Raw genomic sequence first — 21609 nt, 5'->3', positions numbered from 1 at the left:
ATGGCAAACCCGATGTTAACGCTGCAGGGTGTAAGCGCCCACTACGGTCCGATCCAGGCGCTGCACAATATTAATCTGCATATCAGTCAGGGGGAGATCGTCACGCTGATTGGTGCCAACGGCGCCGGTAAAACCACGCTGCTGGGTACGCTGTGCGGCGAGCCACGCGCCACCAGCGGCACCATTGTGTTTGACGGAAAAAACATTACCGACTGGCAGACGGCAAAAATCATGCGGGAGGCGATCGCGATCGTGCCGGAAGGGCGTCGGGTGTTTTCCCGCATGACGGTGGAGGAGAATCTGGCGATGGGCGGTTTCTTTGCCAGCCGGCATGAGTATCAGACGCGTATTGAGCGGGTTTACCAGCTGTTTCCCCGGCTGGCAGAACGCAAAGTGCAGCGTGCCGGTACCATGTCCGGCGGTGAACAGCAGATGCTGGCGATTGGTCGTGCGCTGATGAGCCAGCCGCGTCTGCTGCTGCTGGATGAACCCTCGCTCGGGCTGGCGCCTATCATCATCCAGCAGATTTTTGACACTATTGAGCAGCTGCGTAAAGAGGGGATGACCATCTTTCTGGTTGAGCAAAACGCCAATCAGGCGCTGAAGCTTGCCGATCGCGGTTACGTGCTGGAGAACGGTCACGTGGTGCTGGAGGACAGCGGTGAGGCGCTGCTCTCTAACGAAGCGGTGCGCAGCGCCTATCTCGGTGCCTGATCGGCCTGCGGCCCGGTATCCTGCCGGGCCGCCTTTTTCCTGCCTGCCGCTTTTTTGCTGAAAAATGTGCACAACGTTCACGTTTTACCGCCCGGCTGGCGCGTTTCTGTGTGTCATATCTCTGTCATATTTCGGTTATTTTTCTATCATCTTCCCGTGTCATGTTACTCCGCGAACAAAAAATGCGTGATATTGCGCGTACCTAACAGCACAGGAAAACTTTATGACCGCTTTAACGCTTCGTCCCCGTCTGATGAGTGTGTTGCTTGGTCTGGCGCTCAGCGGTAACGCGCTGGCTGCGACCGAAATCCCTTTCTGGCACTCAATGGAAGGGGAGTTAGGCAAAGAAGTTGACTCTCTGGCACAGCGTTTTAACCAGGCGCATCCCGATTACAAAATTGTGCCCACTTACAAAGGTAACTACGAGCAGAGCCTGGCGGCGGGGATCGCAGCGGTACGCACCGGTAAAGCGCCTGCGCTGCTGCAGGTCTATGAAGTCGGTACGGCAACCATGATGGCCTCGAAAGCGATTGTGCCGGTGCACGACGTGTTCAGCCAGGCTGGCGTGCAGATGGATGCGAAGCAGTTTGTGCCAGCCGTGGCGGGTTACTACAGCGACAGCAGCGGTCAGCTGATCTCTCAGCCGTTTAACAGCTCAACGCCGGTGCTCTACTACAACAAAGATGCCTTTAAAAAAGCGGGGCTGGATCCGGAGCAGCCGCCGAAAACCTGGCAGGAGCTGGCAAAAGACGCCGCTGCGCTGCGTAAAGCCGGCATGAGCTGCGGCTATGCCAGCGGCTGGCAGGGCTGGATCCAGATTGAAAATTTCAGCGCGTGGCATGCGCTGCCGGTAGCCAGTAAAAACAACGGCTTCGACGGCACGGATGCGGTGCTGGAGTTCAACAAGCCGGTGCAGGTGCGGCATATCCAGATGCTCGAAGAGATGAACAAAAAAGGTGATTTTACCTACTTTGGACGCAAGGATGAGCCGACCGCCAAGTTTTATAATGGCGACTGCGGGATCACGACCGCCTCTTCCGGCTCGCTGGCGGATATCAAGCACTACGCCAAATTTAACTTCGGCGTAGGCATGATGCCGTATGACGAGACCGTGCCTGAAGCACCGCAGAACGCCATCATCGGTGGCGCCAGCCTGTGGGTGATGAAAGGCAAAGATGCGGCCACCTATAAAGGGGCGGCGGAGTTTATGAAGTTCCTCGCGCAGCCGGAGATTGCCGCCGAATGGCATCAGAAAACCGGCTACCTGCCGATCACTACCGCCGCCTACGAGCTGACCAGAAAGCAGGGTTTCTATGAGAAGAACCCGGGCGCGGATATCGCTACCCGGCAGATGCTCAACAAAGATCCGCTGCCGTACACCAAAGGGATGCGTCTCGGCAATATGCCGCAAATCCGCACGGTGGTAGATGAAGAGCTGGAAGGCGTCTGGACCGGCAAGCAGACGCCGCAGGCAGCGCTGGATAACGCGGTTAAGCGCGGTAATGCACTGCTGCGTCGCTTTGAACAGCAGGTGAAATAAATCCGATCCACCGGGAGCGGCGCTGGGTCGCTCCCGCTTTCAGCGTGAGTTCGCTATGCCCTCATCGTCTCGTCCGGTCTTTCGTGCCCGGCTGCTGCCCTATTTGCTGATGGCACCGCAGCTGATTATCACCGCCATCTTCTTTCTCTGGCCTGCCGGAGAAGCACTCTGGTATTCGCTGCAGAGCATCGATCCGTTTGGCATCTCCAGCACCTTTGTCGGGCTGGAGAACTTCAGCCGTCTGTTCAGCGATCCCTACTATCTCGACTCCTTCTGGACCACGATAGTGTTCAGCCTGCTGGTCACGGTGCTGGGGATGCTGTTCTCGCTCCTGCTGGCCGCGCTGGTTGACTATGTTGTGCGTCTGCAGAAGCTCTATCAGACCCTGCTGCTGCTGCCGTACGCGGTGGCACCGGTGGTCGCCGCAGTGCTGTGGATGTTCCTCTTTAATCCAGGGCTTGGGCTGCTCAGCCATCTGCTTAATCAGATGGGCTATAACTGGAACTATGCGCAGAACAGCGGTCAGGCGATGTTTCTGATCGTGCTCGCCTCTATCTGGCAGCAGATGAGCTACAACTTTCTGTTTTTCTTCGCGGCGCTGCAGTCGATTCCGAAGTCGCTGACTGAGGCGGCCGCTATCGACGGGGCCGGGCCGGTACGGCGCTTTTTTCATCTTTCTCTGCCGCTGATTACGCCGGTGAGCTTCTTTCTGCTGGTGGTCAACCTGGTCTACGCCTTCTTTGATACCTTCCCGGTCATTGATGCCGCCACCGGTGGCGGGCCGGTACAGTCCACCACCACGCTTATCTACAAAATTTATCGGGAAGGATTTACCGGTCTCGATCTCTCCTCATCTGCCGCGCAGTCAGTCGTGCTGATGCTGCTGGTGATTGGCCTCACTATTCTGCAGTTCCGCTTTGTTGAGCGTAAGGTGCAATATCAATGATTGAGAACCGACGCGGGCTGGATATTTTCAGCCACACGCTGCTGATTCTGGGCGTGCTGACCATTCTGTTTCCGCTCTATGTCGCCTTTGTCGCCGCCACGCTGGATAACACGGCGGTTTATCAGGTCCCGATGACGCTGGTGCCCGGCACGCATCTGTGGGAGAACGTTTCGCGTATCTGGACGCAGGGCGTTAACGGCAGCGCCGCGTTTGGCATGATGTTGCTGAACAGCTTTATCATGGCGCTGGCGATTACGATCGGCAAAATCAGCGTCTCTATGCTCTCAGCTTTTGCGCTGGTCTGGTTTCGCTTTCCGCTGCGCACGCTCTTTTTCTGGCTGATTTTCATTACGCTGATGCTGCCGGTTGAAGTGCGTATCTTCCCGACGGTTGAGGTGATCGCTACCCTTAATCTGCTCGACAGCTACAGCGGGCTGACGCTGCCGCTGATGGCGTCGGCAACGGCCACCTTTCTGTTCCGCCAGTTCTTCCTGTCGCTGCCGGACGAGCTGATTGAAGCCGCGCGCATTGACGGTGCCGGGCCGATGCGCTTCTTTTGGGACATTGTTCTGCCGCTGTCAAAAACCAATCTTGCCGCGCTGTTTGTGATCACCTTTATCTACGGCTGGAATCAGTATCTCTGGCCGCTGCTGATTATCAATGATGCCAGTCTGAGCACCGCCGTGGCGGGGGTAAAAAGCATGATCAACACCAGCGGCGGCCCGACGCAGTGGAATGAAGTGATGGCGGCGATGTTATTAACCCTGATCCCACCGGTTGTGGTGGTTCTTGTAATGCAGCGCGCGTTTGTGCGTGGCCTGGTGGAGAATGAGAAATAGATGGCAGGCGTAACCTTACAGAGCGTGACGAAATCGTATGACGGCAAAAATGCGGTGATCCAGCCGCTGACCATCACCATCAACGAGGGCGAGTTTATGGTGATGGTGGGGCCCTCCGGCTGCGGCAAGTCGACGCTGCTGCGCATGGTGGCCGGACTCGAGCGCGTCAGCTCCGGCGACATTTTTATTGCTGAGCAGCGGGTCACGGAGATGGAGCCGAAAGATCGCGGCATTGCGATGGTGTTTCAGAACTACGCGCTCTACCCGCATATGACGGTAGGCGAAAACATGGGCTATGGCCTGAAAATCCGCGGCATGGGCAAAGCGCAGATCGCCCAGCGCGTGCTGGAGACCGCGCGTAGTCTGGAGCTTGACCACCTGCTGAACCGGCGACCGCGTGAACTCTCGGGCGGGCAGCGGCAGCGTGTGGCGATGGGACGCGCTATCGTGCGTGAACCGGCTGTCTTCCTGTTCGATGAACCCCTCTCCAACCTTGATGCGCGCCTGCGCGTGCAGATGCGTCTTGAACTGCAGCAGCTGCACCGCCGTCTGAAAACCACCAGCCTTTACGTCACGCACGATCAGGTTGAGGCGATGACGCTGGCGGAGCGGGTGATGGTGATGAACAAAGGGATTGTGGAGCAGGTTGGCACGCCGGTAGAGGTTTATGAGCGTCCGGCCAGCCAGTTTGTTGCCGCCTTTATCGGCTCCCCGGCGATGAACCTGCTGCCAGGAGAGATCAGCCGCGATGGCCTGCACTTTACGCTGGATGCGCTGAACAGCCTGCCGCTGGGCGAGAGACGGCCGCAGTGGGCTAACAGGCCGCTGACGCTCGGCATCCGTCCTGAGCATATTCATCTCTCTTCGCGTGAAGCAGGCGGCGTGCCGCTGGTGGTCGATACGCTGGAGATCCTCGGCGCGGATAACCTGGCACACGGCCATCTTGGTCAGGCGCGGCTGGTGGTACGGCTGCCGCACAGCGAACGTCCGCAGGCGGGCAGCACGCTGTGGCTGCATCTGCCGCCGGATGCGTTACACTTCTTCGATGCTGTTCATGGAAAACGTCTGGAATGAGTAACAACAACTGGCCCTACCCGAAAATTGTGGCCCATCGCGGCGGCGGTAAACTCGCGCCGGAAAACACGCTGGCGGCAATTGATACCGGCGCGCGTTATGGCCATACCATGATTGAGTTTGATGCCAAACTCTCGCAGGATAAACAGATCTTTCTGCTGCACGATGACACGCTCGATCGCACCAGCAGCGGCTGGGGCGTGGCGGGCGAACAGACGTGGGCGCAGCTGGCACAGCTCGATGCCGGCGACTGGTTCAGCGGGGCGTTTACGGGCGAGCCGCTGGCGCTGCTGACGGACGTGGCGGCGCGCTGTCGTCAGCACCGGATGATGGCGAACATCGAAATTAAACCCACCACCGGCACCGACGCGGAGACGGGCGCTGCCGTGGCGCTCGCCGCCCGTCAGCTCTGGCAGGGGCAGACACCTCCGCTGCTCTCCTCATTCTCACCTGAAGCGCTGGCGGCAGCACAGCAGGCTGCGCCAGAGCTGCCGCGCGGTCTGCTGCTCGATGAGTGGGATGACGCATGGCAGGCGCTGACCAGCCGGCTGGAGTGCGTGTCGATTCACCTGAATTACCGGCTGCTCGACGCGGAGCGCACCGCGCTGCTGAAGGCAGCCGGGTTGCGTATCCTGGCCTATACGGTTAACCAGCCCGCGCGTGCCCGCGAGCTGCTGAGCTGGAGTGTGGATGCCATCTGCACCGATCGCATCGACATTATCGGTCCCGATTTCAGTTAGTTGTTATTCGGCATGGTGCCGTTCTGCTGCGTATTCTGACCCGGCTGCGACTGCAGTACCTGCTGCCGGGTGCTGTCGCGTTTTTCCTGCAGCTGCCGCTGCATATTTTGCGTCTGCCGCTGCTGATCCTGGTGCAGCAGGCGCTGCTGCTGCTGCTGCTGGGTCTGCATCTGGGTCTGCATACGCTGCTGGCTTGGGTTATAGCCGGGCTGATTCACATTATTGTTATTCAGCGTATTTGCCATACCGCTCAGCGGCAGCAGGGCTGCCAGCGCAATAAGCCATGTTTTCATTATTCCCTCCGATCGTCTGACCTGCTGTGTAAACAGGCGGCCCGCAGGTCGTCTGCCTCTTAATCATAAGTTTATGCGATATCACAAAGCCTGAAATCGGGCGTGCGTGCAATTTGCGTTAAGTGTTATGTTTTTACTGCTTTAGCAAACACTTGCATCGATAAATAACAAATGTAAACAACTGAAAAGGATGGTGGCAGGATGAGGACAGCAGGCAGGTTGCGCCAGTTGAGCTGGGCGATGTTAATGAGTTTTACCGTGGTGCAGGGGGCTGCTGCGGCGCCCGCAAGCGCGCCGCCGATCTCCTATGGCGTTGACAGCGACACCTTTCATCCGGTGAAGGCGCAGCACGGCATGGTCGCCTCGGTGGATGCGATGGCAACGCAGGTAGGCGTGGATATTCTCAGACAGGGCGGCAATGCGGTGGATGCGGCGATCGCCGTGGGCTTTGCGCTGGCCGTTACTCATCCGCAGGCGGGTAATCTCGGCGGTGGCGGCTTTATGCTGCTGCGCACGGCGTCCGGGCGGACTGCTGCTATCGACTTTCGTGAAATGGCGCCGGCGCGCGCCTCGCGCGATATGTTCCTTGATAAGCAGGGTAATGCGGATAGTAAGTTATCACTTACTTCTCACCTGGCGTCTGGCACGCCGGGTACGGTTGCGGGATTTGCGCTGGCGGCAAAGAAGTATGGCACGCTGCCGCTGCGCACGCTGCTGGCCCCGGCTATAAAGCTGGCGCGTGACGGCATTATCGTCAACGATGCGCTGGCGGACGATCTCGCCACCTATGGCAAAGAGAACCTGATCAATCACGCCACCAGCCGGGCAATTTTTTACAAAGCGGATGGCAGACCTTACCAGAAAGGCGATCGGCTGGTGCAGAAGAACCTGGCGCGCAGCCTGCAGCTGATTGCGCAGCAGGGAGCCGATGCGTTTTATACCGGCCGCATTGCTGATGAGATCGCCAGCGAGATGGCACAGCACGGCGGGCTGATTGGCAAAGCGGATCTCGCCGCTTACCGTGCCGTAGAGCGTAAACCGGTCAGCGGCACCTACCGCGGCTATGAAGTGTTCTCTATGCCGCCACCCTCATCGGGCGGGATTCACATTGTGCAGATCCTGAATATCCTGGAGAACTTCGATCTGGCGAAGTGGGGCTTTGGCAGCGCAGACGCCATGCAGGTCATGGCAGAAGCGGAGAAGTACGCTTACGCCGATCGCTCAGAGTATCTTGGCGATCCCGATTTCGTTAAAGTGCCGCAGCAGGCGCTGACCAGCAAAGCCTACGCCAGGACCCTGGCGCAGCAGATCGATGTCAGCAAAGCGCGGCCGTCGTCAGAGATCAAACCGGGTAAGCTGGCACCGTACGAGAGCAATCAGACCACCCACTTCTCGGTGGTGGATAAAGCGGGCAACGCTGTGGCGGTAACTTATACCCTGAACACCTACTTTGGCAGCGGGATCGTGGCAGGCAACAGCGGCATCCTGATGAACAACGAAATGGATGATTTCTCCGCGAAGCCGGGTACGCCAAACGTTTACGGTCTGGTCGGCGGCGAGGCGAATGCGATTCAGCCGGCGAAGCGTCCGCTCTCCTCCATGTCACCGACAATTGTGGCCAAAGAGGGGAAAACCTGGCTGGTCACCGGCAGTCCGGGCGGCAGCCGGATCATCACAACCGTGCTGCAGATGGTGGTTAACAGCATCGATTTCGGGATGAACGTGGCGGAAGCGACTAACGCGCCGCGTTTTCATCATCAGTGGCTGCCCGATCAGCTGCGCGTGGAGAAAGGCTTCAGTCCCGATACGCTGCGCCTGCTGGAAGCGAAAGGCCAGCACGTGAAGGTGCTGCCGGCAATGGGCAGCACGCAGAGCATCATGATCGGTCCTGATGGCATGCGCTACGGCGCCTCCGATCCGCGTTCGGTTGACGATCTCAGCGCCGGTTATTAATCGCCGGTAAGTCCGATACTGCTTCCGGTATTGTTTAGCCAGCCTGCGTGCTGGCTTTTTTTATCGCCGATCGACCCATCCGGCATGCGGGCGGGCACCAGACACGGAAGCGGTAAAAATAGTGATAAACTCAGCCTATCTCTGGCCTCAGGTGCATACGATGAAGAAGAAAAGACCGGTATTACAGGACGTCGCCGATCGCGTCGGCATCACCAAAATGACCGTCAGTCGCTATCTGCGCGACCCGGAGCGGGTCTCCGCCGCGCTGCGTGACAAAATTGCCGTCGCGCTGGATGAGCTGGGCTATATCCCTAATCGTGCACCCGATATGCTCTCAAACGCCACCAGCCGCGCCATTGGCGTGCTGCTGCCCTCCCTGACCAACCAGGTCTTTGCTGACGTGCTGCGCGGAATTGAAACCGTGACCGATGAGGCGGGATATCAGACGCTGGTCGCGCACTTTGGCTACAATCCGGAAAAAGAGGAGCGGCAGCTGCGCTCGCTGCTGGGCTGGAATATTGACGGCGTGATCTTAACCGAACGCACCCATACCACCGGTACGCTGCGCATGCTGGAGGTAGCCGGGATCCCGGTCATTGAGATCATGGACAGCGTCACGCCGTGTCTGGATATGGCGGTGGGATTTGATAATGTCGAAGCGGCGCGACAGATGACGCAGGCTATCCTGAAGAAAGGGCATCGCCATACGGTCTACCTGGGGGCGCGGCTCGATGAACGTACGCTGCAGAAGCAGCAGGGATATGAACAGGCAATGCGCGAGGCGGGGCTGACGCCGCACAGCGTGATGATGGAAGACGCCTCTTCCTTCAGCGCCGGCGCGCAGCTGCTGTGCGAGGCGCAAAAGCGCTATCCGGCAACCGACAGTCTGTTCTGTACTAACGATGACCTGGCCGTAGGCGCCATGTTTGAATGCCAGCGTCAGGGGCTGCGCGTGCCGGAGCAGATGGCGATCGCGGGCTTTCATGGTCACGATATTACGCAGGTCGTGACGCCGCGGCTGGCAACCGTGCTGACACCGCGCGAACGGATGGGGAGCGAGGCGGCTGCCATGCTGCTGGCGCGCATTGGTGGCGATCGTTCATTTAGCGGCCCGCTCGATATCGGCTTTGAGATTGCTGAAGGTGACAGCATCTGATTTTGGCGATTGTATGAGCCACTTCACACTTTTACGCTTTTCCGGCTGACGAGGGTTGTCAGCATTGGGACGCACTCCGACAATGAATGACAGATTTGTTATCGGTAACATTGGCAGAATAAGCTGCCGGAGCGCAAAACTATGATCACGCCATCTTCATCACATCACGTTTTTATCCTGATGGGTGTATCCGGCAGCGGAAAGTCTGTCGTTGCTAATCGGGTATCACACGAACTGAATACCGCTTTTCTGGATGGAGATTTCCTTCATCCGCGCAGCAACATCATGAAAATGGCGGAAGGCCATCCGCTGGATGACAACGATCGCCAGCCGTGGCTGCAGGCGCTGAACGACGCGGCTTTTGCCATGCAGCGCACTCAGGCGGTGTCGATTATCGTCTGCTCGGCGCTGAAAAAGTCCTATCGTGACATTTTGCGCCAGGGCAATCACAACCTGAAATTTATCTATCTGAAAGGCGATTTCGAAACCATTGAAACCCGCCTCAAAGCCCGTAAGGGTCACTTCTTCAAGCCGCAGATGCTGGTAACGCAGTTTGCCACGCTGCAGGAACCTGGCACAGATGAGGCAGATGTCCTGATGGTGGATATCAATCACTCGCTGGATGACGTTGTTGCAGCTACGGTTGCGACCATCAGGGATGCAATCAACAAGGGCGAGTAATGAGTACCGCAACGCTGGTGTTAACCGCAGCAGGCTCTGTCCTGCTGCTGCTGTTTCTGGTAATGAAAGCGCGGATGCACGCCTTTGTCGCCCTGATGTTAGTTTCTATTGGCGCCGGACTTTTCTCCGGTATGCCACTCGATCAGATCGCCGATACGATGCAGAAAGGCATGGGCGGCACGCTGGGCTTTCTTGCTATCGTCGTAGCGCTTGGCGCAATGTTCGGCAAAATTCTGCATGAAACCGGTGCGGTGGATCAGATCGCTATCCGGATGCTGAAAACCTTTGGCGAGAGCCGGGCGCACTATGCGATGGGGATCGCCGGGCTGATCTGCGCGCTGCCGCTGTTTTTTGAAGTCGCGGTGGTGCTGCTGATCAGCATCGCCTTTGCGGTGGCACGCCGCACGCATGACAACCTGGTGAAGCTGGTGATCCCGCTGTTTGCCGGCGTAGCGGCGGCGGCGGCGTTTCTGCTGCCGGGACCTGCGCCGATGCTGCTGGCGGCACAAATGCACGCTGATTTTGGCTGGATGATCCTGCTGGGACTCTGCGCAGCCATTCCGGGGATGCTGATCGCCGGGCCGCTGTTTGGCAGCCTGATCGCCCGCCACGTCAGCTTCAGCGCGCCGCCGGAAGATCATCAGCCGGATGTGGACGAGGGCAGGCTGCCCTCATTTGGTTTCAGCCTCTCTCTGATCCTGTTTCCGCTGCTGCTGGTCGGGCTGAAAACCATCGGTGCGCGCTTTACCACGCCGGATACCCGGCTTTACGAATGGCTGGAATTTATTGGCCATCCGTTTACCGCGATTCTGCTGGCGCTGCTGGTGGCGATCTATGGCCTGGCGTACCGGCAGGGCATGGATAAAGAGAAGGTGATGCAGGTGTGCGGCAGCGCGCTGCAGCCCGCCGGCATTATTCTGCTGGTTATCGGTGCCGGCGGCGTCTTTAAGCAAGTGCTGGTTGACTCTGGCGTGGGGCCGGTGCTGGGTCACGCGCTGACCGGCGCCGGTATGCCGATCGCGCTGGCCTGCTTTATTCTGGCGGGCGCTATCCGGGTTATTCAGGGCTCTGCAACCGTGGCCTGTCTGACCACCGTAGGGCTGGTGATGCCGGTGATCGAACCGCTGCACTACAGCGGCGCGCAGCTCGCGGCACTTTCAATCTGTATCGGCGGTGGCTCAATTATTATCAGCCACGTCAACGATGCCGGCTTCTGGCTGTTTGGCCGCTTTACCGGTGCCACCGAGGGCGAGACGCTGAAAACCTGGACGCTGATGGAGACCATCCTCGGCACCACCGGCGCCATCGTCGGCATGATTGCGTTTAGTTTGTTATCGTAAATAACCCAGGGGCGCATAAATGCGCCCCCTACATCGCCCTCGTAGGGGCGTCATTAATGACGCCCTGGCCGATGCCCGCACCGAATCATTTATGGCGATTGATACCGTGCACACCCTAAACCAGGGGCGCATAAATGCGCCCCCTACGGGATTAAATAACGCCGTTAGTGGCGGTTGATACCGTGCACACCCTAAACCAGGGGCGTATAAATGCGCCTCTGCGTGCTTACCTTAATCTACTTCCCGCTCATCATCTGGCTGGTCGAGAACGGTGTAAGCCACCGCGCAGAACAGCGAATTAAGGCGCTTCATATCTCCCAGCAGCCCCAGATGCAGCGAACTGGTCTCAATGCTCTGCACATTATTCAGATGCAGCCGCTCCACGTGCGAGTGAGAGAAACGGCGGATCAGAATACGGAAGCGATGTTTGGCCCGCCGCAGACGTTTCGCGCTGGTGATATCATGCGACAGAAATACCGAGAGGCTCAGGCGCAGGTTATTCAGCACCTGCTCCTGCAGTGTATTCAGCTCTTCCAGCCCTTCTGCCGAAAAGGCCCGCCGCGCCTGCAACGATTTATCCGCAACGTCACCGCTCATGCGCTCAATGATGTCACCCGCCTGTTCAAGATTCAGCGCCATCTCAATAATTTCAGCCCAGCGCCGCGCATCCTCCTCTGCCAGATCTTCGCGCGGCATGCGGGCCAGATAGAGTTTGATCGCGGTATAGAGCACGTCAACATCATCATCCAGCTGCCGCACCCGGTGCGATTCACGCAGTTCGCCCCGGACTACGCGGCTGAACGACTCCAGCATCTGCTCCAGCACGTCGCCCATGCGCAGGGTCTCACGCGCGGCATTGACCAGCGCCAGCGCAGGCGTATCCAGCGCGCTTTTATCCAGATGTCTGGGCTTGAGATGCGCCTGATGCTCTGCATCGTCAGAAATCATACGCTGGCAGAGTCGCGCCATCGGTGCCGCAAACGGCACCATGATCAGGCAGCGTGCCAGGTTGTAGAAAACGTGGAAAAAGATCACCAGCTCTTCATCATTCACCGGCAGCCGATCCAGCAGCTCAGCAATAAAATCAACAAACGGCAGTACCGCAATGCTGCCGATAAGCTTGAACAGCAGGCTGCCGAGCGCCACCCGCTTGCCAGCCGCATTAGAACCGCTGGCGTTGATCATCGCCAGCAGGCCGCTGCCGAGGTTGGCACCAATGACCAGACAGAGCGCCACCTTAAATGAGATCACCCCGGCGGCCGTCAGGGTCGCGGTGATCAGCACCGCCGCCAGGCTCGAGTAGCTGATGATGGCAAAAACGGCGCCAATCAGGGCGTCCAGCAGCGTATCGCCGGTCAGGGTGGAGAAGAGCACCTGCACGCCCGAAGCCTGCGTTATCGGACGTGCTGCGGTGACAATCAGCTGCAGCGCCAGCAGGATCAGCCCGAGACCAATGGCAGCACGGCCCATCTGTCCGACGCGCGTCTGTTTGCGGCTGAGAAAAAAGACCACGCCAAAAAAGATAAACAGCGGGGAGAGCCAGGAGAGATCGAAGGTCAGCACGCGCGCCATAATGGCCGTGCCGACGTCAGCCCCCAGTACCACCACCAGGGCAGGTGTCAGGCTGACCAGGTTTTGCGCCACAAACGAGGTGACCAGCAGCGTAGTGGCGTTGCTGCTCTGTACCAGAGCGGTAACGCCAATGCCGGCCAGAAAAGCCATCGGTTTTTTTTCCACGCTGCGGCTCAGTACCCGGCGCAGATCGGCGCCGTACACGCGCATGATGCCGGTACGCACAATGTGGGTGCCCCAGACCAGCAGTGCGACAGTAGAAAGCAGATTAAGCAGAGTTAGCACGGTCGCAGGCTCCTGTATGCCAGGCAAAAAGCAGCCAGCTGCCTGCCTGGCAAACACGGCAGCGGGGGAAGACCGGTAGCGCACCGCATGAATTTTTCGTTAGATATAAATAACCTGAAGCGGCGTCGACCTGTTAACTGTAGCTGAATCCGGTTCACTGCGATGAGATATCCACGGCGTTTACGCTGCCCCTGACGGAGAACCGCCACCTTAACGTCATATTGTGATTCAGATCACATTGCAGCATGATAGCGATCTTCTCATTTGCGCATTAAGGACGCAGCAATGACAGATAAATCAGCCGCCGGTCAGCTCATCGCGACGGTGCTGCAGTGGGTACTTAACCTCGGCCTGTTAATCCTGGCCGTGATCCTGGTGGTGTTTCTCGGCAAGGAGACGATTCATCTGGCTAACGTGCTGTTCAGCACCGGTGAACAGGCGTCATCCTATCTGCTGATTGAAGGCATTGTGATCTACTTTCTCTACTTTGAATTTATCGCGCTGATTGTGAAATATTTTCAGTCGGGCTATCACTTTCCGCTGCGCTACTTTGTTTATATCGGGATCACCGCCATTATCCGGCTGATTATCGTTGACCACAAAAACCCGTTCGACACGCTCTGCTATTCCGCTGCGATCCTGATTCTGGTAGTCACGCTGTGGCTGGCAAACAGCAACCGGCTGAAGCGCGAATAACGTCCCTTATCATCTCCGGCGCTCGCGGCCGTGCCAGCGGCCGCGCTCTGCGGTAAACTAAGGCAACTTTTTTGCCGGAGATCGCCTGATGTCGCACGATGCGCTGCGCCAGTTATATGCCTTGCAGTGGTTACCCGCCTCCTCGCTGCTGCCCGCACCGCTGACCGACTGGCTGATGGAAGAAGATTCCATGACGCGCCGTTTTGAGCAGCACTGCCGGCAGGTTACCGTTCAACCCATCCGTGAAGGCTTTGTCAGCGCGGCGGAGGTCGCAGCAGAAGCGGCTTTTCTGCCGAACGATACGCGCTTCTGGCTGCGCGAAATCGTGCTGTGCGGCGACGGCGAGCCGTGGCTGCTGGGCCGCACCGTAGTGCCCGAGAGTACGCTGCAGGGACCGGAGCAGATGCTGCAGCAACTTGGCACACGCCCGCTGGGGCGCTATCTTTTTGCCTCTTCAGCGCTGAGCCGCGATTTTATTCATCCCGGCCAGGTCGGCGATCTGTGGGGACGGCGTTCGCGCCTGCGCCTGTCGGATAAGCCCCTTCTGTTAACTGAACTTTTTTTACCGGCATCGCCGCTTTACCGCGCGCTGCAGCAAGGATGAGACCCGTGCAAAAATCATTATCCGTAAGCAAATGGCAGGCTTACAGCCGCCTGATGCGCATCGACAAACCTATCGGCACGCTGCTGCTGATGTGGCCTACGCTCTGGGCGCTGTGGCTGGCTGGCATGGCGGTGCCGCCGCTGCCGGTGCTGATTGTGTTTGTGCTTGGCGTCATCGTTATGCGCGCTGCCGGCTGCGTCATCAATGATTACGCCGATCGCAAAGTGGATGGTCACGTTAAACGCACCGCCGGCCGGCCGCTGGCGAGCGGGGCGGTTTCAGAGAAAGAGGCAAAGCTGCTGTTTGCTGCGCTGGGCCTGCTGGCGTTTATGCTGGTGCTGACCATGAATCGCATGACCATCCTGCTCTCTTTCGGCGGGCTGGCGCTGGCTTGGGTCTACCCCTTTATGAAACGCTATACCCATCTGCCGCAGGTGGTGCTCGGCGCAGCCTTTGGCTGGGCGATCCCGATGGGGTGGGCTGCAGTAAGTGAGTCCTTACCTTTAGTTTGCTGGCTGGTGTTCTTCGCTAATATCTGCTGGACGGTGGCCTACGATACCCAGTACGCCATGGTGGATCGTGATGACGATTTGAAGATAGGCGTTAAATCTACGGCGATTCTGTTTGGTCGTTTTGACAAGCTGATTATTGGCCTGCTGCAGCTGGCCACGCTGGGGCTGATGGCGCTGGTGGGAAGTATGCTGAATCTGAACGGGGCATTCTACTGGTCACTGCTGGCTGCCGGCGCGCTGTTTGTCTATCAGCAGAGCCTGATCGCCCGCCGCGAACGCGACGCCTGCTTTCAGGCCTTTCTGAATAACAACTATGTGGGACTGGTGCTGTTTGCTGGCGTGCTGCTGAATACGCAGCCGTTTCTGGCGCTGTTCTGAACCGGCAGGGACGCATCCTGCGTCCCTGCTTTGCCTTACTCGTGTGCGACCGCACTCTCTATCGTCAGACGCACATCGCTGGTGACCAGCTCCGCCAGCATCTGCCACATCGCGTGCGTGCGCTCCGCATCGGCATCACCTGAGTCGCTGATATAGCGCTCATCGCGCAGCGTCAGCACCAGCGTGGTAAATACCGCCTTATCAAAGAACTCCGGCGCATTGATACCGTGCAGCACTGACAGACGCTGCGCCAGCGTGCGGCTCTCTTTCTCCAGCGTGCCGCGGTTGATCGTCGGTTTGGCACTGAGAATGGCGAAAGTGATCGCAAAGCGCTGCAGCGTTTCGCGAATACCGGCTGCCAGCAGCTGCAGCGTGCGATAGCGCGCGGCGCTCAGCTTAATCTGCCCATCCAGCTGCGTTACCAGCCCCTGTCGCGCCATCTCCGCGCACAGCGCGCTAAGCAGCGCCGGCAGTTCGGCACTTTCCCAGCGCAGGAACAGTTCACTTTTCAGCATCGGGTAGACCAGGCTTACCTGACGCAGAAGCTCTGCTTCGCTGATTTCGCGGTGCTGCTGCACAATCGCGGCAATCAGCGACGGCATCACCAGCATGTGCTGAATGTTATTCCGGTAGTAGGTCATCAGCACGGCCTGCTCGCGCGGCAGAATAATGATATCGCCGATGCTGTCCTGCTCGGTTTCAAACTTATTCATGCCCATCGCGTGATCCAGCAGCGCTTCGGCGCTCAGATCGGGCACCGTCGCTTCCGGTGAATAGGGCACGTTGCGCAGCAGCTGGGTGTAGCACTCCAGCTGCTCCGTCAGCTGCTCACGCGTCAGCGAGCGCTGACGGGACGCAAGCAGCGCGGTCACACACAGATTCATGGCGTTGGCCGCACCCGCTTCGTTAATGCGCACCATCAGGCGGGCAGCGATATCGTTTACCGCTGGCGTCATCCACGCGGGGCGCTGCGGATCGATCGGGTCGATCGCCTCGCGCCACTCGGGAATATGCTTGTTCAGGTAGTTAACCAGCGGCAGCGGTTCGCCAAAGTTAACGTAGCCCTGACCGAGATTGCGCAGCTTACGCAGGCCGCGCACCATCTGCACAAAGCCCTCTTTCTCTTTCGCTGCGCCGCGCAGCTCTTTGGCGTAAGTACCCACTTCCATTACGTGCTCATAGCCGATGTAGATCGGTACAAACGTAATCGGACGGCTGCCGCCGCGCAGCAGCGCCTGCAGCGTCATTGAAAGCGTGCCGGTTTTGGGATCGAGCAGGCGACCGGTGCGCGAGCGTCCGCCCTCAACAAAGTACTCAACCGAGTAGCCGCGGCTGAACAGCTCGCCCAGATATTCGCGGAATACGGTGGAGTAGAGTTTATTGCCCTTAAAGGTACGGCGAATAAAGAAGGCCCCCAGCCGGCGGAAAATGGGCCCGGCTGGCCAGAAGTTAAGATTGATACCGGCAGCGATGTGCGGCGGCACCAGCCCCTGATGATAAAGCACGTAGGAGAGCAGCAGATAATCCATATGGCTGCGGTGGCAGGGCACATAGACTATTTCATGACCATCCTGCGCCAGCTGACGCACGCGCTCGCCGCCGTTGACGCTAATGCCCTGATAGAGGCGGCTCCAGAGCCAGCCCATGATGCGGTCGGTAACGCGGATCGCCTCATATGAGAAGTCTGCCGCGATCTCTTCCATCATCTCAACGGCGTTTTGCTGCGCTTTTTCATGCGAAATCTTTTTGCTGCGCGCTTCATCTTCAACCGCTTTTTCAATCGCCTTCGACTGCAGCAGCTTGTTGAACAGATCCTGACGGGCGGGCAGGCTTGGTCCCACCGCGGCGAGACGCTGGCGGGCAAAGTGAATACGCGCCACGCGCGCCAGCTTCTGCGCAATCGACTTATCCGTGCCGTGTTCGGTCGCCATCTGGCGCAGCGAGACGGTGGAAGAGAAGCGGACAAAGCTGTCGCGACCGTGCCAGAGAATGGCGAAAAACTTCTGTACGCCATTCAGTACGCGCAGATGCGGCGTAGGCTCGCCCTGAATTTCACGACCCGGCGCACGGCCAAACATCACCGCCACCGGCAGCATCTGGACATCCAGCTGCGGGTTATTACGATGCAGATCCAGATAGTCGTGAAACAGTTTCACTGACTCCGGGTTCGCCACGTAGTAAGGAAAGACACGCGGGCCATCATGGATAAACACATGGCGCGGCAGCAGCGTGCCGTCAATCTCCAGCGGCGCGAGCGGATCGGGCAGATCAAGCCGCAGACACTGGTTGCGTAATGTAAGCAGGTCCGCCTTTGAATCATAAGGCAAAACATACATCACGGGACGAGTGGGATCGATACCGTGCTCCGAAACCGGATCGGTCGGTATGACCTTACTTTTTACCAAAATAGAGAGTGGTAAATTCAATAATTTGTAATAGAGTTTACGCCAACCTGACATAGACAACTTGAAGCCTCTTGTTAGCAAAGCGCGGCAAGCATACCAGAAAGTGCAGCGGAGATCTGTGGCTGTGCCATCGCACGCTGCGCACTCATTGACGCCAAAATTACTCAAGGGTTCCCTATTCATGGCAAATAACGTTACCGGCCTGCTGCGTATTATCAAAGCGGCGGGCTACTCCTGGCAGGGAATACGCGCAGCCTGGCAACATGAAGCGGCCTTTCGTCAGGAAGCCGTTGCAGCGGTGATTGCGGTAGTTGTCGCCTGCTGGCTGGATGTGGACGCAGTGACGCGCGTACTGCTAATTGGTTCGGTGATACTGGTGGTGGTGGTGGAGATCCTCAACAGCGCGATTGAGGCGGTGGTCGACCGAATCGGCCAGGAGCGTCATCCGCTGGCGGGCCGCGCTAAGGATATGGGTTCTGCCGCCGTACTGCTGACGATCCTTCTCGCGCTGTTTGTCTGGATAACGCTGCTCTGGCCGCACGCATAATAAGGCCGCCCGTACCGATATATCGCTGATTTTTGCCGCAGCTGCGGTTTTCATTTCGCCAATACCTGTATATACTCACAGCGACTGTATAAACAACCAGGGGGCGGGATGAAAGCGTTAACCAGCAGGCAGCAGCAGGTCTATGACCTGATTCGCGACCATATTAATACAACCGGCATGCCGCCAACGCGTGCTGAAATCGCTTCACAGCTGGGCTTCCGCTCACCCAATGCAGCTGAAGAGCACCTGAAAGCGCTGGCGCGTAAAGGGGTCATTGAGATTGTCTCTGGCGCCTCGCGCGGCATTCGCTTGCTGATGGAAGAAGAGACAAGCGGCGGACTGCCGTTAATCGGGCGTGTCGCTGCCGGCGAGCCGCTGCTGGCTCAGGAGCACATCGAGACCCACTATCAGGTCGATGCTAACCTGTTCAAGCCGAGCGCGGATTTTCTGCTGCGCGTTAGCGGCATGTCGATGAAAGATATCGGGATTATGGATGGCGATCTGCTTGCCGTGCATAAAACCCAGGATGTGCGTAATGGCCAGGTCGTGGTGGCGCGCATTGACGACGAGGTCACCGTAAAACGCTGGAAAAAGCAGGGTGCTATCGTGCATCTGCTGCCGGAAAACAGCGATTTTCAGCCTATCGAAGTGGATACGCGCCAGCAGTCTCTGACCGTTGAAGGTCTGGCTGTCGGTATTGTCCGTACCGGTGAATGGCTGTAATACCTGGTTAGTCCCCCCGCTGCGGTCTGTGCCTGCACAGGCCGCGGTCTGCTATATTACCCCTCTGCTTCCAACCGTGGCGCCGTGCAGCTGCATGAGGCGCGTTGCCCGCAATAACAGGACTGGCTGATGCCGCTGTTTACCTCTTCTGATCGCACGCTCTGGCGCCTGGCGCTGCCCATGATCCTCTCTAACATCAGCGTACCGCTGCTGGGCATTGTGGATACGGCTATCATTGGCCACCTCGACAGCCCGGTTTACCTCGGCGGCGTAGCCGTGGGTGCAACGGCCACCAGCTTTGTCTTTATGCTGCTGCTCTTTTTGCGGATGAGCACCACTGGCCTGACGGCGCAGGCGTTCGGCGCCCGCGATAAGCCAGCGCTGGCGCGGGCGCTGATCCAGCCGATGCTGATTGCGCTGACGGCAGGCGTGCTGTTCATTGCGCTACGAACGCCGGTCAGCGAGCTGGCAGCCGCGCTGATGGGCGGCAGCGAGGCGGTGCAGCAGCAGGCACAAACCTTTATCGCTATCCGCTGGCTCAGCGCGCCTGCCACGCTGGCAAATCTGGTGATCCTCGGCTGGCTGCTCGGCGTACAGTATGCGCGCGCGCCGATGGTGCTGCTTATTACCGGCAACGTCGTGAATATCCTGCTCGATCTGCTGTTTGTTCTGCAGTGGCACTGGGGCGTGGCGGGTGCCGCAGCGGCCACCGCCGTCGCGGACTATGTGACGCTGGCCGTGGGGCTATGGATGGTGGCGCGGGTGCTGGCGCTGCGCGGCATATCATTTTCGCTGCTTAAAGCCAGCTGGCGCGGCGACGCCGCGCGCCTGTTCCGGCTTAACCGCGACATCATGCTGCGTTCGCTGCTGCTGCAGCTCTGCTTCGCCTCACTGACGCTACTGGGCGCGCGACTCGGCGCTGACGTGGTCGCCGTCAATGCGGTATTGCTGATGTTCCTGACTTTTACTGCCTATGCGCTGGATGGTTTTGCGTATGCGGTGGAAGCCTGCTCCGGTGAGGCGACCGGCGCAGGCGATCGCAGCCGGCTGCGGCTGATCTGGTATGCCGCCTGCCGGCAGGCGGGCATTGTGGCGCTGCTGTTCGCTGTGATTTACGCCCTCTGCGGTCCGGCAATTATCGCGCTGCTGACCTCGATTGAGTCGCTGCGTGAGGCGGCTGACCGCTATCTGATCTGGCAGGTGATCCTGCCGCTGGCTGGCGTCTGGTGCTATCTGCTGGATGGGATGTTTATCGGAGCCACGCGCGGCCGGGATATGCGCAACAGCATGCTGCTGGCGGCGCTGGGCTATGCGCTGACGCTGCTGACGCTGCCGTGGCTCGGGAATCATGGTTTATGGCTGGCTATTACCGTATTTCTCGCGCTGAGAGGCATTACGCTCGGGCTGATCTGGCGTCATCACTGGCAGCGCGACAGCTGGTTCAGCGTGTGATAGCAGCCGGTCAGGCGGTAGCCCACAAAACTGGCAGTTTGTGCTGCAGCGGTTAACCTTAACGTGACAGCACGCGGGTTATACGGCGGTTCAGCCCGCGCTGTGGTGGCATACCGTCTGGCTCAGCAAACCGGGGAGAGATGCAATGAACAGAGATGAAGCGAGTGGCAGCTGGAAACAGTTTAAAGGAAAATGCAAAGAGCAGTGGGGCAAGCTGACCGATGATGACCTGAGCGTGATCGAAGGCAGACGCGAGCAGCTGATCGGCAAAATTCAGGAGCGCTACGGCTATGCCAGAGCAGAAGCGGAGCGCGAAGTAAACGAATGGGAAAGCCGGCACAACGATCCACACAGCTAGTGCCACCCCGCTTCAGAGCATAACCCGCCCGCATGCCTTCAGGCGTGCGCTCAGCCCTTTTTGCCGCGTTTTTTACTCATCGCTTCATGATCGTGCGCGCAGCTGGCGTGCTGTGTACAGGCGGCAATTTCCGCACAGTTTTCGCACAGGCCGTGCGCTTCAATTACCGTATGGCGCAGGCTGAAGTTTGCCTGGTCAGCCAGTCCCGCAATGATTTTTTCCACGCCGTGCGCCTGCTGTTCACTCACTGCGGCACAGCTGTCGCAAACCAGCATGACAGAGCTGTGGGCCGGCTCATTGAAATGATGGCAGACCACATAGCTGTTGTTGGACTCCACGCGGTGGATAAATCCCTGCTCCAGCAAAAAGTCGAGGGCGCGGTAAATCGTGGGCGGCTTCGCCTGAGGCTCACTCATACGCAGCTGATCCAGCAGATCGTAGGCGCTGACAGAACCTTTCTGCTCAGCCATCAGGCGCAGTACTTCGGCACGCTGTGGCGTAAGACGCACGCCGCGATCGAGACAGAGCGCCTCGACCTGGGTCAGCAGCTGCGCTGGGGTAAGAGTTGACATAATGTTCTCCGGCTAACAGGTGATGTTATTTTATCACACTCCATCCGCCCATGCTGTTTTTGCCTGCCCTGGCCGAAGCGTGCTGTCGATCACACTTATCCGGCAATTTTAAGCGTGTTTAGCGCGCTATTTTTGCTTTGCAAGTGACCAGATTCCCGATATGGTTCAGGCAGGCTAAAGTTATCACTGGCCTTATAAGAGCAATAATTCGCCTGAGTGGCTAAAAAAA

At 58.4% G+C, this 21609-nt stretch carries 21 protein-coding genes; 17 read left to right on the top strand and 4 right to left on the bottom strand.

Annotated features, from left to right (window positions below):
• From livF to ugpQ, 6 genes are all read left to right on the top strand, one after another.
• A complete protein-coding gene (gene livF, locus C1Y41_RS13670) occupies positions 1-714 on the top strand; it encodes a high-affinity branched-chain amino acid ABC transporter ATP-binding protein LivF (RefSeq protein ID WP_039381926.1) in 714 nt (237 codons plus the stop codon).
• Positions 715-937: 223 nt separating this feature from the next.
• The gene (ugpB, locus tag C1Y41_RS13665; RefSeq protein WP_071668456.1) at positions 938-2254 is read left to right on the top strand and encodes a sn-glycerol-3-phosphate ABC transporter substrate-binding protein UgpB; all 1317 of its coding nucleotides are present in this window, start codon (positions 938-940) and stop codon (positions 2252-2254) included.
• A 55-nt stretch (positions 2255-2309) separates the two neighbouring features.
• The gene (ugpA, locus tag C1Y41_RS13660) at positions 2310-3200 is read left to right on the top strand and encodes a sn-glycerol-3-phosphate ABC transporter permease UgpA (RefSeq protein ID WP_039381930.1); all 891 of its coding nucleotides are present in this window, start codon (positions 2310-2312) and stop codon (positions 3198-3200) included.
• Positions 3197-4039, top strand: coding sequence for a sn-glycerol-3-phosphate ABC transporter permease UgpE (gene ugpE, locus C1Y41_RS13655; RefSeq protein ID WP_039381934.1), 843 nt, complete (start codon positions 3197-3199; stop codon positions 4037-4039). The genes ugpA and ugpE overlap by 4 nt, the downstream gene beginning before the upstream one ends.
• Entirely contained in the window at positions 4040-5113 is a 1074-nt protein-coding gene (locus tag C1Y41_RS13650; RefSeq protein WP_039381936.1) for a sn-glycerol-3-phosphate import ATP-binding protein UgpC, read from the top strand. It abuts the gene before it with no gap.
• Entirely contained in the window at positions 5110-5853 is a 744-nt protein-coding gene (gene ugpQ / locus C1Y41_RS13645) for a glycerophosphodiester phosphodiesterase (protein WP_104085621.1), read from the top strand. The genes C1Y41_RS13650 and ugpQ overlap by 4 nt, the downstream gene beginning before the upstream one ends.
• On the opposite strand, the gene C1Y41_RS13640 is transcribed toward ugpQ, so the two are convergent.
• The gene (locus C1Y41_RS13640) at positions 5850-6146 is read right to left on the bottom strand and encodes a DUF2756 domain-containing protein (protein ID WP_039381941.1); all 297 of its coding nucleotides are present in this window, start codon (positions 6144-6146) and stop codon (positions 5850-5852) included. The genes ugpQ and C1Y41_RS13640 overlap by 4 nt on opposite strands.
• A gap of 201 nt (positions 6147-6347) precedes the next feature.
• On the opposite strand from C1Y41_RS13640, the gene ggt reads away from it, so the two are divergent.
• The 4 genes from ggt (at position 6348) to gntU (ending at position 11276) form a co-directional block, all read left to right on the top strand.
• On the top strand, positions 6348-8099 hold the full coding sequence (gene ggt, locus C1Y41_RS13635; RefSeq protein WP_104085620.1) for a gamma-glutamyltransferase: 1752 nt from the start codon (positions 6348-6350) through the stop codon (positions 8097-8099).
• A gap of 160 nt (positions 8100-8259) precedes the next feature.
• Positions 8260-9255 carry a gluconate operon transcriptional repressor GntR gene (gntR, locus tag C1Y41_RS13630; RefSeq protein WP_039381945.1) on the top strand — a complete coding sequence of 332 codons (996 nt, stop codon included), beginning with the start codon at positions 8260-8262 and terminating at the stop codon, positions 9253-9255.
• Between the two features lie 141 nt (positions 9256-9396).
• On the top strand, positions 9397-9936 hold the full coding sequence (gene gntK, locus C1Y41_RS13625) for a gluconokinase (protein WP_039381948.1): 540 nt from the start codon (positions 9397-9399) through the stop codon (positions 9934-9936).
• Complete coding sequence (gene gntU / locus C1Y41_RS13620) at positions 9936-11276, top strand: gluconate transporter (RefSeq protein WP_039381950.1); 1341 nt, start codon at positions 9936-9938, stop codon at positions 11274-11276. The genes gntK and gntU overlap by 1 nt, the downstream gene beginning before the upstream one ends.
• 231 nt (positions 11277-11507) lie before the next feature.
• Here gntU and C1Y41_RS13615 read toward each other — a convergent pair whose 3' ends face one another.
• The gene (locus C1Y41_RS13615; RefSeq protein ID WP_104085619.1) at positions 11508-13133 is read right to left on the bottom strand and encodes a Na/Pi cotransporter family protein; all 1626 of its coding nucleotides are present in this window, start codon (positions 13131-13133) and stop codon (positions 11508-11510) included.
• Between the two features lie 285 nt (positions 13134-13418).
• Here C1Y41_RS13615 and psiE point away from each other — a divergent pair, with 285 nt between their 5' ends.
• The 3 genes from psiE (at position 13419) to ubiA (ending at position 15323) form a co-directional block, all read left to right on the top strand.
• On the top strand, positions 13419-13829 hold the full coding sequence (gene psiE / locus C1Y41_RS13610) for a phosphate-starvation-inducible protein PsiE (RefSeq protein WP_039381954.1): 411 nt from the start codon (positions 13419-13421) through the stop codon (positions 13827-13829).
• Between the two features lie 88 nt (positions 13830-13917).
• Positions 13918-14433 carry a chorismate lyase gene (gene ubiC, locus C1Y41_RS13605; RefSeq protein WP_104085618.1) on the top strand — a complete coding sequence of 172 codons (516 nt, stop codon included), beginning with the start codon at positions 13918-13920 and terminating at the stop codon, positions 14431-14433.
• A 5-nt stretch (positions 14434-14438) separates the two neighbouring features.
• Positions 14439-15323 carry a 4-hydroxybenzoate octaprenyltransferase gene (gene ubiA, locus C1Y41_RS13600; protein WP_039381959.1) on the top strand — a complete coding sequence of 295 codons (885 nt, stop codon included), beginning with the start codon at positions 14439-14441 and terminating at the stop codon, positions 15321-15323.
• A gap of 35 nt (positions 15324-15358) precedes the next feature.
• Here ubiA and plsB read toward each other — a convergent pair whose 3' ends face one another.
• Positions 15359-17782 (bottom strand): glycerol-3-phosphate 1-O-acyltransferase PlsB, encoded by a 2424-nt coding sequence (gene plsB, locus C1Y41_RS13595; protein ID WP_039381961.1) that lies wholly within the window; start codon positions 17780-17782, stop codon positions 15359-15361.
• A gap of 127 nt (positions 17783-17909) precedes the next feature.
• Here plsB and C1Y41_RS13590 point away from each other — a divergent pair, with 127 nt between their 5' ends.
• The 4 genes from C1Y41_RS13590 (at position 17910) to C1Y41_RS13575 (ending at position 20808) form a co-directional block, all read left to right on the top strand.
• Positions 17910-18275 carry a diacylglycerol kinase gene (locus C1Y41_RS13590; protein ID WP_104085617.1) on the top strand — a complete coding sequence of 122 codons (366 nt, stop codon included), beginning with the start codon at positions 17910-17912 and terminating at the stop codon, positions 18273-18275.
• 108 nt (positions 18276-18383) lie between these two features.
• Positions 18384-18998, top strand: coding sequence for a transcriptional repressor LexA (gene lexA / locus C1Y41_RS13585; protein WP_039381966.1), 615 nt, complete (start codon positions 18384-18386; stop codon positions 18996-18998).
• Between the two features lie 129 nt (positions 18999-19127).
• The gene (gene dinF, locus C1Y41_RS13580; RefSeq protein ID WP_039381969.1) at positions 19128-20450 is read left to right on the top strand and encodes an MATE family efflux transporter DinF; all 1323 of its coding nucleotides are present in this window, start codon (positions 19128-19130) and stop codon (positions 20448-20450) included.
• A gap of 145 nt (positions 20451-20595) precedes the next feature.
• A complete protein-coding gene (locus C1Y41_RS13575; protein WP_071668452.1) occupies positions 20596-20808 on the top strand; it encodes a CsbD family protein in 213 nt (70 codons plus the stop codon).
• A 50-nt stretch (positions 20809-20858) separates the two neighbouring features.
• On the opposite strand, the gene zur is transcribed toward C1Y41_RS13575, so the two are convergent.
• On the bottom strand, positions 20859-21380 hold the full coding sequence (zur, locus tag C1Y41_RS13570; protein WP_071668451.1) for a zinc uptake transcriptional repressor Zur: 522 nt from the start codon (positions 21378-21380) through the stop codon (positions 20859-20861).
• Positions 21381-21609: the final 229 nt, after the last annotated feature.

The organism is Pantoea sp. ICBG 1758, from assembly GCF_002928325.1.
GTDB classification, from domain to species: domain Bacteria; phylum Pseudomonadota; class Gammaproteobacteria; order Enterobacterales; family Enterobacteriaceae; genus Pantoea; species Pantoea eucrina.
Note: the sequence above shows the minus strand (reverse complement) of the source record. Positions and strands in the feature narration are given on the sequence as shown.

Bases quoted from the DNA above. Each gene is read 5' to 3' on its own strand.
- dinF (WP_039381969.1), top strand. From the start codon at position 19,128: ATGCCGCTGTTTACCTCTTCTGATCGCACGCTCTGGCGCCTGGCGCTG.
- C1Y41_RS13650 (WP_039381936.1), top strand. From the start codon at position 4,040: ATGGCAGGCGTAACCTTACAGAGCGTGACGAAATCGTATGACGGCAAA.
- lexA (WP_039381966.1), top strand. From the start codon at position 18,384: ATGAAAGCGTTAACCAGCAGGCAGCAGCAGGTCTATGACCTGATTCGC.
- C1Y41_RS13640 (WP_039381941.1), bottom strand. From the start codon at position 6,146: ATGAAAACATGGCTTATTGCGCTGGCAGCCCTGCTGCCGCTGAGCGGT.
- gntU (WP_039381950.1), top strand. From the start codon at position 9,936: ATGAGTACCGCAACGCTGGTGTTAACCGCAGCAGGCTCTGTCCTGCTG.
- ubiC (WP_104085618.1), top strand. From the start codon at position 13,918: ATGTCGCACGATGCGCTGCGCCAGTTATATGCCTTGCAGTGGTTACCC.
- zur (WP_071668451.1), bottom strand. From the start codon at position 21,380: ATGTCAACTCTTACCCCAGCGCAGCTGCTGACCCAGGTCGAGGCGCTC.
- gntK (WP_039381948.1), top strand. From the start codon at position 9,397: ATGATCACGCCATCTTCATCACATCACGTTTTTATCCTGATGGGTGTA.
- ugpB (WP_071668456.1), top strand. From the start codon at position 938: ATGACCGCTTTAACGCTTCGTCCCCGTCTGATGAGTGTGTTGCTTGGT.
- psiE (WP_039381954.1), top strand. From the start codon at position 13,419: ATGACAGATAAATCAGCCGCCGGTCAGCTCATCGCGACGGTGCTGCAG.
- plsB (WP_039381961.1), bottom strand. From the start codon at position 17,782: ATGTCAGGTTGGCGTAAACTCTATTACAAATTATTGAATTTACCACTC.
- gntR (WP_039381945.1), top strand. From the start codon at position 8,260: ATGAAGAAGAAAAGACCGGTATTACAGGACGTCGCCGATCGCGTCGGC.
- ugpE (WP_039381934.1), top strand. From the start codon at position 3,197: ATGATTGAGAACCGACGCGGGCTGGATATTTTCAGCCACACGCTGCTG.
- ggt (WP_104085620.1), top strand. From the start codon at position 6,348: ATGAGGACAGCAGGCAGGTTGCGCCAGTTGAGCTGGGCGATGTTAATG.
- ugpA (WP_039381930.1), top strand. From the start codon at position 2,310: ATGCCCTCATCGTCTCGTCCGGTCTTTCGTGCCCGGCTGCTGCCCTAT.
- C1Y41_RS13590 (WP_104085617.1), top strand. From the start codon at position 17,910: ATGGCAAATAACGTTACCGGCCTGCTGCGTATTATCAAAGCGGCGGGC.
- C1Y41_RS13575 (WP_071668452.1), top strand. From the start codon at position 20,596: ATGAACAGAGATGAAGCGAGTGGCAGCTGGAAACAGTTTAAAGGAAAA.
- ugpQ (WP_104085621.1), top strand. From the start codon at position 5,110: ATGAGTAACAACAACTGGCCCTACCCGAAAATTGTGGCCCATCGCGGC.
- livF (WP_039381926.1), top strand. From the start codon at position 1: ATGGCAAACCCGATGTTAACGCTGCAGGGTGTAAGCGCCCACTACGGT.